This is a genomic window from Cytobacillus depressus, from assembly GCF_008923245.1.
In the GTDB taxonomy this organism is placed as follows: domain Bacteria; phylum Bacillota; class Bacilli; order Bacillales; family Cytobacillaceae; genus Cytobacillus; species Cytobacillus depressus.
Window position 1 is genome coordinate 800,639 of sequence record NZ_WBOS01000001.1, and the last position, 11,756, is coordinate 812,394.

Below are 11,756 nucleotides of genomic sequence, written 5' to 3' on the forward strand. Positions count from 1 at the left end.
CAAGTGTTTTTAACAATTTTGTCAAAACCGTGAGATGTGAACGGGATTTTATTCGGTACGACATGTATGTATAAAGCCAGTTACTACGTCAGCACTACGATTAACAGAGCCAATTTGAAAGAATAAGAGATTTGGAGCTGATTAGATGATTAAATACTTCGACTATGCCGCAAGCTGTCCATTAGATGACGAGGCGGCTGAAACATATGTAAAAGCAGCCACTAAATATTTCGGCAATTCTCAAAGCCTTCATGATAGTGGCAGTGTTGCGAATAGCTTATTAGAAAATTGCCGAGATGAAATGGCACACATCCTTCATGTTGAAAAAGAGGGAATATATTTTACGAGCGGAGGTTCTGAAAGTAATTTCCTGGGGATTCACGCCCTTCTTACAGCCGCAAAAAAGAATGGAAAGCATATTATTACAAGTATGGCGGAGCACTCATCCGTTAAAAGTGCATTAGATAAATTCATCGATGAGCAGCATTATGAAGTGACTGCCATTCCGCTTCTCTCAAACGGCATTATTGATTTAGACCAGCTAAAATTAGCCATAAAAGAGGAAACAGTCCTATTGGCTATTCAGCACGGAAACTCTGAAATAGGTACGTTGCAGCCGCTTAAGGAAATCAGCAACCTTTGCAAAGAAAAGCAAATTCTAATTCACAGTGATTGTGTGCACACATTTGGAAAAACAGATTTTAAAGGAATATCGGATTATGTCGATAGTATCTCAATTTCTGGACATAAATTTTACGGACCTAAAGGAACGGGAATGGTTTATATTAACCCCTACCTCAAATGGAATCCGTACTATCCTGCTGCGACCCATGAGAAAGGCTTTCGACCCGGCACTGTTAATGTGCCAAGTATTGCAGCGATGACAGTGGCAGCCCAAAAGGCTGACAAGCAGTTACACAATAACAATACCCATTATAAGCAGCTCAGAGAAACTTTTTTACATGCGATAGAGCCAGTCAATGAACATGTTATCGTTTATCAATCTGATGAACCCTATCAGCTCCCATCAACGATCGGAATGAGGATAAAGGGAATGGAAGGGCAATTTATGATGCTTGAATGCAATCGTAGAGGATTTGCCATCTCAACAGGCAGTGCGTGTCAAGTTGGGATGCAGTCGATCTCGAAAACGATGCACGCAATGGGGATTACTGGTAAAGATGCGAAAGGGTTTATTAGAATTTCTTTTGGCTGGCATACAACTGAAGAAGAATCAAGGGAATTAGGGCAAACAATTGTAAAAATTATCCACGAAACTTCATTAAGATAAGCAGAATTATATTTGCTTTGCCATGTATGATAAAATATAGCTATGATCGGTAGAAAAGGGAGTTTGTTATAAATGAAGGAACAGAAAAAAGTGCTCGGTGAAGAAAGAAGAGAGCTTCTCCTCCAGTTATTAAAAGACAATGGAGAGCCGATAACTGGCAGTGAGCTTGCTGCGAAAACAAATGTAAGCCGACAAGTAATTGTTGGGGATATCACTTTGCTTAAAGCAAGAGGCGAACCTATTATTGCGACAAGCCAGGGGTACATGTATTTATCAAAGGCAACTCTCTCCGCTTCAGTTGAAAGAATCATCGTAAGCTCCCACTCTCCGGAAAAAACGGAAGAGGAGCTCAATATACTCGTTGATCACGGGGTCACAGTTAAGGATGTTCGAATTGAACATCCCGTTTATGGAGACTTAATAGCCTCGGTTATGGTTTCTAATCGTAAAGAGGTTGCCCAATTTATTGAAAAAATAAAAACGACGAAAGCCTCCTACTTATCAGAGCTGACAGAAGGAATTCACCTTCACACAATCGCCGCTGCCTCTGAAGAAAAACTAGATGAAGCGGTTAAAGCGCTAAAAAAGGCTAACTTTTTATTAGAGTAATCATAACAAAAGGATCCCTTTTAGCTGGGATCCTTTTGTATTATAAATGTTGAACACGGCTCTTTTCTGAACCGATTTGAAAATAAGGGTAGCTTCCTAAAATTTTCACCTGACAGTCCAAAGCCTCTAATTCAGCTACAACTCCAGGAATAAGCACTTCATCTTGCTTCATATCTACGTCAATAATAAAAAAGTAATTTCCAAGTCCGGTTTTCATCGGCCTTGATTCAATCTTCGATAGATTCAGTTTTCTCCAAGCAAATGCAGAGAGTACTTGGTGAAGTGCTCCAGCGCGGTCAGACGGAAGTGTAATCATCACCGTTGTTTTAAAGCCTTTATAAGTTGATTTCTCTTCGTGTAAGCGAACTTTCTTCTTAGAAAGAACGATAAAGCGGGTATGATTATAGCTTACATCATGTATATCCTTTTGAACGATTTCAAGACCGTATTCCGTTGCTGCCAGCTCGTTGGCAATCGCTCCTGCAATAATGTCCGGACTTTCCTTCACGAATTGAGCAGCCGCCGCTGTCGAAGTTGTTTTTTCACTTGGTGTTCCCTTTAGTTCCTTGTGTAAAAATTTATGGCATTGAGCTAATGCGTGTGAGTGACTATAAACGACGCCTATCTCTTTCCATTTATCTTTATTCATAGGGTGAACCATCAAATGCTGTCGAATCGGGCAAGTGACTTCACCAATGATTGGAATATCTACTTCATGAACTAAGTAATCAAGCGTTATATTAACTGATCCTTCAAGCGCATTTTCAAGTGGAACGACAGCCATATCTATTTCATCCTCTATTAATGCATCAAAACAATCAGGAATCGTTAAATATGGAACAGCCTTTTCTTCAGGAAACATTTCCCGGACAGCGATATCTGTAAATGTTGCTTTCGGGCCTAAAAAACCTACTTTCACAAAAATCTCTCCTTAAATAGAAATGCGGAAGCGCCTTGATCACCCCGACAAGCACAAGACGAGCCTCCCTGAAAGGTGAGCTCTACCTTTCAGGATTGGCTTGTGACCTCGAGGTCGACATAAACCCGACGTCCTCCCAAAAGCTACACTTTTGGTCGTGCGATGTGTCGCTGCCGAAGCTTTCCTTGTCCTGTCGCATTGTCGACACTAGTACATCCTGTACGTCGGGGGTAGGCGCTGGAGCTCGACAATGTACACATCAATCTTTTATATTACTTTACCACTTTACACTAAGAATGTGTGTAATTTTGAGATAATTCTATTAAAAAAAAGAAAAAAAGGGCCGGATCAGCCCTGAAACTACGCGCCTGAACCGAGCACCTCTACCTTTTCAACAAACTCTAATTTTCTTAAATTTGCTAGCAATTCTTCAATTTCAATCGCCATTTCGGTAACATTTAAGGATAGGGTGACATTTGCTCTCCCTAATAAGGGGATTGTTTGGTGAATCGTCATGATATTGCACCCCGACTTCGCAACAACCCCTAATAAATGTGATAAAGTCCCTGAACGATCTTCTAAGTGGAAAAATAAAGTGATTAACCGATCTTTAACAATCGTATGAAAAGGAAAAACCGTATCACGATATTTATAAAACGCACTCCGGCTTAAATCCACCTTTTGCACGGCATCCCATACGGATTCTGCCTTTCCTCTCTCGATCATTTCTTTTGCATCTAGTGTTTTTTTCATTGCTTCAGGAAGAACATCTTCCCGAACGAGGTAAAACTTCTTATCGAACTTTTCCTGTCTCATATATACACTCCATTAAGCCTTTAGAGATTATTCTATAAACTCAAACTCAAATTCGAGCAGCTTGACTGTATCTCCATTTTTTGCTCCTTTTTCACGTAGGGCTTCATCCACACCCATTCCGCGAAGCTGTCTTGCAAAACGATTGACAGATTCATCCCTGCTGAAATCAGTCATTTTAAAGAGCTTCTCAACTGCATCTCCCGAAAGAATAAACGTACCAGCTGAATCTCTTGTAATAACGAATTCAGTTTGATCTGCCTCATGTTTATAAAGCACACGATGAACCCCTGTATCTTCTTCTTCGTGAAGTGGGAATTCTGGTGTTTCTTCAATCTTGTCTGCAATGACAAATAACAAATCCCGTAACCCTTGCCTTGTTATCGCTGATATTGGAAAGATTGGAAAATCCTCTTGGACCTGCTCTTTAAATTTTTGGAGGTTTTCTTCCGCTCCAGGCATTTCCATTTTATTAGCTACAATAATTTGCGGTCTTTCTGTCAAACGTAAATTATATTCTCTTAATTCATTATTAATCGTTAAGTAGTCCTCATATGGATCTCTGCCTTCAGTTGCTGCCATATCAATGACATGAACGATGACACGGGTACGTTCAATATGTCTTAAAAATTGATGACCAAGTCCGACCCCTGAGTGTGCTCCTTCAATTAATCCAGGTAGGTCTGCCAATACGAAGCTACGTCCGTCTTCTGTTTCAACCATCCCTAAATTAGGAGCAATCGTTGTGAAATGATATTCGGCAATTTTGGGTCTTGCTGAAGAAACAACAGATAATAGTGTAGATTTACCTACACTCGGAAAACCAACAAGCCCCGCATCTGCAAGAAGCTTTAATTCAAGAATGACTTCTCTTTCGATTCCAGGCTCCCCGTGCTCCGATAATTGTGGTGCCGGATTGGAAGGAGTTGCGAATCGGCTGTTTCCTCTTCCCCCTCGTCCGCCTTTTGCGATAACGGCTTTCTGGCCATGTTCAGTAAGATCAGCGATTATTTCATTTGTTTCAACATCGGAAACGACGGTACCCGGCGGCACTTTAACAATCATATCCTTTGAATTTCGACCATGCTGATTTTTTGACATTCCGTGTTCACCACGTGTAGCCTTAAAATGGCGTTGATAACGAAAGTCCATAAGTGTACGCAAACCTTCATCGACTTCAAAGACAACATCTGCACCCTTGCCGCCATCTCCGCCAGCAGGTCCACCCATTGGAACATATTTTTCACGGCGGAAAGCTACCATCCCATTTCCGCCATCTCCACCTTTAACATAAATTTTTACGCGATCGACAAACATTTTATTCCTCCCGTCTTAGCTGTCCGTTTATATTGACAGCAAGAACTGTTTGTTTTTTATTATGTAATCATTACTATATTGCTGCAGCTGCCTTAAATTCAAATGATAATTCTTGCTCGGTCAAACATTGAATATGAATATTAGTAGAATAACTTTCTAAAAATTGCTCAACCTGCTGCTTATTTGTTATTATTCCTCTAAAATCAAAAAAGAAACGGGTTCCATCCATTTGCGGATCAATTGTAACAGATAAATGGTTCTCATAAAATGGCTTGACAGAGGAGTTAAGACATTCGAAAAAAAGGCGCGCCCAGTTTGTTAGCCATTGATCATCTATAGTACCGCCTATCGTACCATCTTGTACATCATATTCGATTTGAAAAGAATGATTTTCCCAATTAAATGTAAGAAGCAAAGAGGCAAATTGAGGAATATTCAAATTAGATAGCTTAGCTTCGGATTGAGCTTCAATCACAATTTCATTGATGATTTCTTTAGCCCGATCTATTTTATTTAGTGCTAAATTACCTTTTATTAGTTGGATTTTATTTAACCAGTCATGGCGTGCGAAACGCAGCACCTCAATTACATCCCAATCGTTTTTCATACACGCACTCCTACACAGCAAAAAGTCTTGTCACACATCTTTGCTGTTAGTATATCAAAAATTATAGCTGTCGTAAGCAAGCTACACTTAATATACACCTTTTGGGGCCAAAAAGAAAACTCTAACCATTAAGGTTAGAGTTTTCTCATTAATCCTTATGCTTCTTGAGCTACAGGATATACACTTACTTGTTTACGATCACGGCCAAGGCGCTCGAATTTAACAACACCGTCCACTTTCGCGAAAAGTGTATCATCTCCACCTTTACCAACGTTCACACCTGGGTAAATTCTTGTACCGCGTTGACGGTAAAGAATTGAGCCACCAGTTACGAATTGACCGTCCGCACGCTTAGCGCCAAGACGCTTCGAGATTGAGTCACGACCGTTCTTCGTTGAACCTACTCCCTTTTTAGAAGCAAATAACTGAAGATCCAATTTTAGTAACATTTATTCCACCTCCTACTTTTTGAAGGTAATTTTTATATGCTGTCCGTATTGCTCTTCAATCGTCTGTAATGAGACGACCATTCCTTCCAAAAGAAGCTGAACCTTCTCCTGTGTATGATCTGGAAGATGTTCCGGTATGATACAGCGGAGAAGCCCGCTCTCCTGTTCAATTTCTGGAGTCACCCCTGTTAAGGAATGAACTGCATTAATTGCGCCTACCGAGACAGCTGATACGCCTGCACAGACAATATCATTTCCTCGTTCAGCGAAAAAGGCATGGCCGCTAATAGCAAATGATTGAATCATTTCGGATTTATTACGAGTAACCGTAATTTCGATCATCTTTATTACCTTAAGCGTTGATTTTTTCAATCACAACTTTAGTGTATGGCTGACGATGACCTTGCTTTTTGCGATAGTTTTTCTTCGCTTTGTACTTGAAAACAATAATTTTCTTCGCACGGCCTTGCTTTTCAACTTTAGCTGTAACAGTAGCACCTTCAACTACAGGGCTTCCTACTTTTACATTTTCTCCGCCAACGAAAAGAACTTTATCAAAAGTAACTGTTTCGCCTGCTTCAACGTTAAGCTTTTCGATGTAGATAGCTTGACCTTCTTCTACACGTACTTGCTTACCACCAGTTTCAATAATCGCGTACATGAACTGCACCTCCTCTTAGACTAAGACTCGCCATCATCAGGCGTCTGCATTACAATAGCAATGCAAAGCTTAAAACCTATTCTGTGCGGTTGTAGCACGGGTGCGCTACAAACATAACATGAAAATCCTATCATAAAATGACTGCAAATGTCAATTACATTCTAGCTTTTTTCTTCGTCTCTTCAGTTGTTCCAAATTGTCGTATTTCATAAAAGGGCTTAAAAGAAGTGATTTCACTAAAAACAATTTCCATTCCGAGCAATTCTTCCATTCTTTTTTTGTGGATATTTTGCTCCCCTGAGAAAATCCTTAGAACGTCTTCAGTCGATTCAATTAAAACCGCTTCACAATCTCCCCCGAGATGCTCCCACAGCTCTCTTTCTAAACGGAAGGCAACCGTTTCTGGACTTAATACCCGGCCTGTCCCCTCACAGGAAGGACATTTTACTGTTAACGCTTCTGAAATGGCTGGTTTTGTTTTTTTCCGTGTCAGCTGCAATATGCCAAGCGGAGTAAAGCCAATAACCTTTGTCCTTCTTTCGTCTTTTCTTAATTCGGCCTCCATTAGCTTAAAGATCCGGTTCCGGTCTTTTTCATCCTTCATATCGATAAAGTCGATTAAAATCATCCCTGCGATGTCTCTGAGGCGAATTTGTTTAGCGGCTTCAATGGCGGCCCATTCATTCGTTTTCACAATTGTATTAGCCAGGTCTTGTTTGCCTGAATATTTCCCAGTGTTTACATCAATAACAGTTAGAGCCTCTGCTTCATCAATTATTAAATACGCTCCATTTTCTAGCCATACAATTCTTTTTAGCGCTTTGTCAATTTCATGTTCGAGACGAAAAGCTGAAAAAATGTTTTCACGACCATTATAAACTTGGATTGGTATTTGATATTTTTTCTGAAGATCAAACTTTAATGAGAGGTCGTCGACTATTATTTCTGTAATTTCTCTTCTATAAATTTCCTCTGAAATTTCATCCAAAAGGACATTGTTTTCTAGAATTTTCCCTGGCTTTTTTAATGACCGCGCTGATTGAAGCAGCTCTTTGTATTGAAGTCTAAGCTCTTCAAGCTCAGCTGATAAATGATTTTGTGATTCATTTTTAGAGGATGTTCGAAAAATAAGTCCCTCTTCAGGCTCTTTTATTTCATGACCGAAGTGGCGCAGTTTTTCTCTAAACTCATCATCTTCTATTTTTTTGGAGACAGCTACATAGCGCCCTGATGGCATGTATATAAGATGTTTTCCTTGCAGCTCAATGACCCCCGTAAGTCTGGGCCCCTTCGTGCCTGCCGCTTCTTTTTCCACTTGCATGAGAAGCTTTTCACCTTGATGAACATAAGAAGAGATACTCTTAGATTCTTTAAGCAATTTATCATCATTATTTTGGACATAGGAAACAAGTTTATCTCGATGAAGATAACCGCTCTTTTCTTCGCCAATCCCAACAAAGGCCGCATTCATCCCCGGCAGCACCTTCTCCACAGTACCTAAATATATATTGCCAACAGAGGATTGTTGCTGCGGCTGATGAATAACAAGCTTCTCCACTTCATTATTTTTGACTAAAGCATACCGCTTTTCTCTTGTTAGATGGTTAATAATCAATGTATACAATCTAATTCCTCACTTAAAAGCTTAAGCGCCTTAATAGGCGCTTAAGCTAAATCTCTCAACATTTTAATACAAATGCAGCAAATCTCCAATCCGGGATGTCACCATTTTTTCTGTAAAATAGGCGTGTAATAGCTCATTTTCATCCATGCTGCCTTTTTCTTTTCCATCCTTTTCAATAATAATAGGATGCTTGCATCCCCGCTGAAATTTCTCGAGGACATGCAAAACCATCTCGTCCTCTTGTACGACAATTGGTTTTATATGACGCACTTCACCGCTCTTTCCATAATACCTTTCGAGCAAAAACCGCATGAAAATATATCTGCTTTGTTTCCATTCATGATAAAGGGAAAATAACAAAAAAGCGAGAACGACCCAAATATTTAAATTAATCGGCGAAAACGTCAAGATCAAACAAGCAAACAAAATCACGCTAACTGCAGAGACTTGCAATACTCTCCGATGTGCCTCAGGAAATGCGTGATATAAGGACAATAGCAGAAAGATGAGCTTTCCTCCATCAAGCGGCCAAATGGGCAGCAGATTAAACAATAAAACCATTAAGTTATACTGAATAAATAATTCATACATTCCTTCTGAAAGAAAAGAGAACTTGTAAAGAAAAAAGGCTACCCCTATCATCCAAAGATGCTGGAGAGGGCCCGAGAGAATGACAATTAGTTCTTCCTTTAATGGTCTATTTCCGTGCTCCTCCATCTCCGCTACACCGCCAAATGGGAGAAGAGCAATTCTTTTAATTCTCCACGAAAAAAAAGACGCTGCCACAGCATGCCCCATTTCATGGACGAAAATAATTAGCAAAAAAAGAGACAGTTCTATAAAGTGAGCAGTCACAATCGCTAAAGCAATTACTGCCCACAATAGGGGATGTATATAAATATATTTTATCAATCCTACCATTTTATTCAAATGGAATCACCTGTATCGGGTCAATGAAATCATCGCCCTTCTTGATAGCAAAATAAAAAGAGCCTTTCATTCCGTCTTCCGTAGGTGCAGCTTTCCCAACCTCTTTTCCCTTTTCAATATACTCCATCAGATTCACATTGATTTCTTCTAAATTGCCATACCATGATTCACTATTATCTGCATGCTTTACGACTACAGTTTTCCCAAAGCCTTCCTTTTTTCCTGCGAATAGAACTAATCCTTCACTCATTGCTGCTACTGCTGCGTCTTTGCTCGTTTCAATCGTTATTCTTTGCCCGTTTTCATGAAAATCCTCAAGTATTCGAGCAGACGCTGGTAAGGCATACTCCGTTTTTGAAGATGGATCCGTTGTCTCTTTCTTTTCTTCTTTAAAGGGTAGCAGTGCTAGAGGTTTTCCAAATTGATCTTCATACCAATTTGCCACTTTAACAAACTGAAAATCAGTCTCCATTGATTTAGTTATGAAGTTTCTGGCAGATTCAAAAGTGCCCGTATTGTTTTTGAACATAATCGCAACAATTAAAAACAAACAGGCAGAAGCAAGGATCTTAAATAAGAAATATTCTTTCCGAAATAAAGGATGACTGCCTTCATCACCTTTTCCGTCGTATGAGGAAATTTTGTCAAAGCCATATCTTTCTTCATCTTCCGTCCACAATATTCCATTACTTTTGCTTTTTGAAATCCTCTCCTGTTCCTTTTTTCTTCGTGCCATTCGCTTACGAATATCGTCTACCCGTGATCTCATTTTCCCCACCATTCCCTTACCCTCTTTTGTACAAGTCTATGAGTTGTCCAAGAGGAGTATGACCGAAAAAACGCAGAATCCTACGACCATTTTCTTTTCATAGAAAAAAGCCAAGGAGGGTCCCTTGACTTTTATTTCACACCGAAAAACTTTTTGATTCTCGAAAAAACACCTGCATGTTCTTCCTCTAAAGGCTGAAGGGGAATGGATTCTCCTAAAATACGGCGGGCGATATTTCTATAAGCAATCGATGCTTTACTATTCGGATTTAATGCAATTGGTTCGCCGTGATTAGATGCTTTAATCACTTCATCATCATCTGCTACAATCCCAATTAATTCAATGGATAAATGTGCAGCGATTTCATCGACATCAAGCATATCCCCATTTTTCATCATTTGACTGCGAATACGATTGATCACTAGTCTCGGAGGCTCAACATTTTCTTCTTTTTCCAGCAGTCCAATAATTCGGTCGGCATCTCGTACAGCTGATACTTCTGGAGTGGTTACGACAATGGCCTTATCAGCCCCAGCAACAGCATTCCGATACCCATGCTCAATTCCAGCAGGACAATCAATAATGATATAATCATAATCTTGCTTTAACTCATCAACAAGATCCTTCATTTGTTCTGGAGTTACTGCTGTTTTATCGCTTGTTTGTGCAGCAGGCAATAAATAAAGAAGATCATCGAACCGTTTATCTTTTACAAGGGCTTGATGAATTTTGCAGCGTCCTGCTAATACATCGACTAAATCATAAATAATACGGTTTTCAAGTCCCATCACCACATCTAAATTACGGAGGCCAATATCAGTATCGACGAGACAAACCCTTTTTCCTTGAAGGGCCAAAGCGGTTCCGATATTAGCAGAAGTTGTCGTTTTTCCGACTCCACCTTTTCCTGATGTTATGACAATTGCTACTCCCATCTATAGTCCCCCTTCCATTCTAGTAATATTCGGTCTTAGACGCATTAAAACTTGTAATCTATCAACTGTAATTTGATCTTCATCATTTATGTATGCACATTCCATTTCTCTTTTTTCGTTTTCCTGGTATTGATCCGGTGCTCTTGTAATAAAAGAGGCAATCCGCAATTGCGAAGGTTTCATAATAGAAGCTGCTACGATTGCTTCCTTATTTCCATAGAAGCCTGCATGTGCAACCCCTTTTAAGGCGCCCATGATGTAGATATTTCCACCTGCAATGACTGTTCCTCCAGGATTGACATCCCCTACTAGCAAGAGATCACCCGGGACTTCAAGTACTTGTCCAGACCGAATAATTTTTGCAATGGAAACGATTTCGATTTCTTTTTTTAGTTTCTCTGCTTCTTCTTTCGTTATTACATTTGAACTAATCGAATCAACGTAAAGATTTTTCTTTTGCCTGACTATCTCTTGCAGCTCTTCTTCCTGGTCTTTGGTTAAATATCGATTGCCCACATCAACTTTTACAGGAGTTAAACGGTCTTCACGAGATCGCGAGCTTTCTGCAAGCTTTATATCCAACTCTTTCTTTAATTCTTCATAAGAACAGGAATCATCCAGATAGAGAATTAATCCATCCTTCGTTCCTTTTATTGTTACGCTTTGGAATTTCTTCATGTCAAGATGTTCACCTCTTAGAAAAGCGCCGGAGCTAGACTTTTAAGAAAAAAGCAAGCGCCCTGTCAATCATAGATCAGGAGAAGAATGGCAAAGGACAGCCTATCCCAATTATAATCTTAACTCCTGACATACGGCACTAAAATCTTCGCAT

14 protein-coding genes and 1 other annotated feature are annotated in these 11,756 nt (G+C 39.8%); of the genes, 2 read left to right on the forward strand and 12 right to left on the reverse strand.

Features of this window, described 5'->3' with window-relative positions:
* Positions 1–145: 145 nt before the first annotated feature.
* The gene (locus F7731_RS03875) at positions 146–1,291 is read left to right on the forward strand and encodes an IscS subfamily cysteine desulfurase (RefSeq protein WP_246197125.1); all 1,146 of its coding nucleotides are present in this window, start codon (positions 146–148) and stop codon (positions 1,289–1,291) included.
* A gap of 72 nt (positions 1,292–1,363) precedes the next feature.
* Positions 1,364–1,900 carry a transcription repressor NadR gene (locus F7731_RS03880; protein ID WP_151533439.1) on the forward strand — a complete coding sequence of 179 codons (537 nt, stop codon included), beginning with the start codon at positions 1,364–1,366 and terminating at the stop codon, positions 1,898–1,900.
* Positions 1,901–1,940: 40 nt separating this feature from the next.
* Here the strand turns inward: F7731_RS03880 and pheA are convergent, their stop codons facing one another.
* The 12 genes from pheA to minC form a co-directional block, all read right to left on the reverse strand.
* On the reverse strand, positions 1,941–2,819 hold the full coding sequence (gene pheA / locus F7731_RS03885) for a prephenate dehydratase (RefSeq protein ID WP_151533440.1): 879 nt from the start codon (positions 2,817–2,819) through the stop codon (positions 1,941–1,943).
* A gap of 360 nt (positions 2,820–3,179) precedes the next feature.
* The gene (locus F7731_RS03890) at positions 3,180–3,635 is read right to left on the reverse strand and encodes an ACT domain-containing protein (protein ID WP_151533441.1); all 456 of its coding nucleotides are present in this window, start codon (positions 3,633–3,635) and stop codon (positions 3,180–3,182) included.
* A 27-nt stretch (positions 3,636–3,662) separates the two neighbouring features.
* Positions 3,663–4,949: a GTPase ObgE gene (obgE, locus tag F7731_RS03895; RefSeq protein WP_151533442.1), complete on the reverse strand. Its 1,287-nt coding sequence runs from the start codon at positions 4,947–4,949 to the stop codon at positions 3,663–3,665.
* A 73-nt stretch (positions 4,950–5,022) separates the two neighbouring features.
* A complete protein-coding gene (locus F7731_RS03900) occupies positions 5,023–5,556 on the reverse strand; it encodes a sporulation initiation phosphotransferase B (RefSeq protein ID WP_151533443.1) in 534 nt (177 codons plus the stop codon).
* A gap of 155 nt (positions 5,557–5,711) precedes the next feature.
* Positions 5,712–6,005: a 50S ribosomal protein L27 gene (gene rpmA, locus F7731_RS03905; RefSeq protein ID WP_057771732.1), complete on the reverse strand. Its 294-nt coding sequence runs from the start codon at positions 6,003–6,005 to the stop codon at positions 5,712–5,714.
* Between the two features lie 12 nt (positions 6,006–6,017).
* Positions 6,018–6,347, reverse strand: a complete 330-nt coding sequence (locus tag F7731_RS03910; protein WP_151533444.1) for a ribosomal-processing cysteine protease Prp — start codon at positions 6,345–6,347, stop codon at positions 6,018–6,020.
* A gap of 10 nt (positions 6,348–6,357) precedes the next feature.
* Positions 6,358–6,666, reverse strand: coding sequence for a 50S ribosomal protein L21 (rplU, locus tag F7731_RS03915; RefSeq protein ID WP_151533445.1), 309 nt, complete (start codon positions 6,664–6,666; stop codon positions 6,358–6,360).
* Between the two features lie 13 nt (positions 6,667–6,679).
* Positions 6,680–6,767, reverse strand: a sequence feature (ribosomal protein L21 leader region).
* Between the two features lie 53 nt (positions 6,768–6,820).
* Positions 6,821–8,290: an Rne/Rng family ribonuclease gene (locus tag F7731_RS03920; protein WP_151533446.1), complete on the reverse strand. Its 1,470-nt coding sequence runs from the start codon at positions 8,288–8,290 to the stop codon at positions 6,821–6,823.
* A gap of 63 nt (positions 8,291–8,353) precedes the next feature.
* Positions 8,354–9,220: a M50 family metallopeptidase gene (locus tag F7731_RS03925; RefSeq protein WP_151533447.1), complete on the reverse strand. Its 867-nt coding sequence runs from the start codon at positions 9,218–9,220 to the stop codon at positions 8,354–8,356.
* The gene (locus tag F7731_RS03930) at positions 9,213–9,989 is read right to left on the reverse strand and encodes a M23 family metallopeptidase (RefSeq protein WP_151533448.1); all 777 of its coding nucleotides are present in this window, start codon (positions 9,987–9,989) and stop codon (positions 9,213–9,215) included. The genes F7731_RS03925 and F7731_RS03930 overlap by 8 nt, the downstream gene beginning before the upstream one ends.
* Positions 9,990–10,120: 131 nt before the next feature.
* The gene (minD, locus tag F7731_RS03935) at positions 10,121–10,924 is read right to left on the reverse strand and encodes a septum site-determining protein MinD (protein WP_151533449.1); all 804 of its coding nucleotides are present in this window, start codon (positions 10,922–10,924) and stop codon (positions 10,121–10,123) included.
* Positions 10,925–11,602 carry a septum site-determining protein MinC gene (gene minC, locus F7731_RS03940; RefSeq protein WP_151533450.1) on the reverse strand — a complete coding sequence of 226 codons (678 nt, stop codon included), beginning with the start codon at positions 11,600–11,602 and terminating at the stop codon, positions 10,925–10,927. It abuts the gene before it with no gap.
* Between the last annotated feature and the right edge of the window lie 154 nt (positions 11,603–11,756).

Excerpts from the sequence above, each read along its gene's own strand:
- F7731_RS03875 (WP_246197125.1), top strand. The coding sequence starts at position 146 with ATGATTAAATACTTCGACTATGCCGCAAGCTGTCCATTAGATGACGAG.
- F7731_RS03910 (WP_151533444.1), bottom strand. The coding sequence starts at position 6,347 with ATGATCGAAATTACGGTTACTCGTAATAAATCCGAAATGATTCAATCA.
- minC (WP_151533450.1), bottom strand. The coding sequence starts at position 11,602 with ATGAAGAAATTCCAAAGCGTAACAATAAAAGGAACGAAGGATGGATTA.
- F7731_RS03880 (WP_151533439.1), top strand. The coding sequence starts at position 1,364 with ATGAAGGAACAGAAAAAAGTGCTCGGTGAAGAAAGAAGAGAGCTTCTC.
- obgE (WP_151533442.1), bottom strand. The coding sequence starts at position 4,949 with ATGTTTGTCGATCGCGTAAAAATTTATGTTAAAGGTGGAGATGGCGGA.
- rplU (WP_151533445.1), bottom strand. The coding sequence starts at position 6,666 with ATGTACGCGATTATTGAAACTGGTGGTAAGCAAGTACGTGTAGAAGAA.
- minD (WP_151533449.1), bottom strand. The coding sequence starts at position 10,924 with ATGGGAGTAGCAATTGTCATAACATCAGGAAAAGGTGGAGTCGGAAAA.
- F7731_RS03930 (WP_151533448.1), bottom strand. The coding sequence starts at position 9,989 with ATGAGATCACGGGTAGACGATATTCGTAAGCGAATGGCACGAAGAAAA.
- rpmA (WP_057771732.1), bottom strand. The coding sequence starts at position 6,005 with ATGTTACTAAAATTGGATCTTCAGTTATTTGCTTCTAAAAAGGGAGTA.
- F7731_RS03900 (WP_151533443.1), bottom strand. The coding sequence starts at position 5,556 with ATGAAAAACGATTGGGATGTAATTGAGGTGCTGCGTTTCGCACGCCAT.
- F7731_RS03890 (WP_151533441.1), bottom strand. The coding sequence starts at position 3,635 with ATGAGACAGGAAAAGTTCGATAAGAAGTTTTACCTCGTTCGGGAAGAT.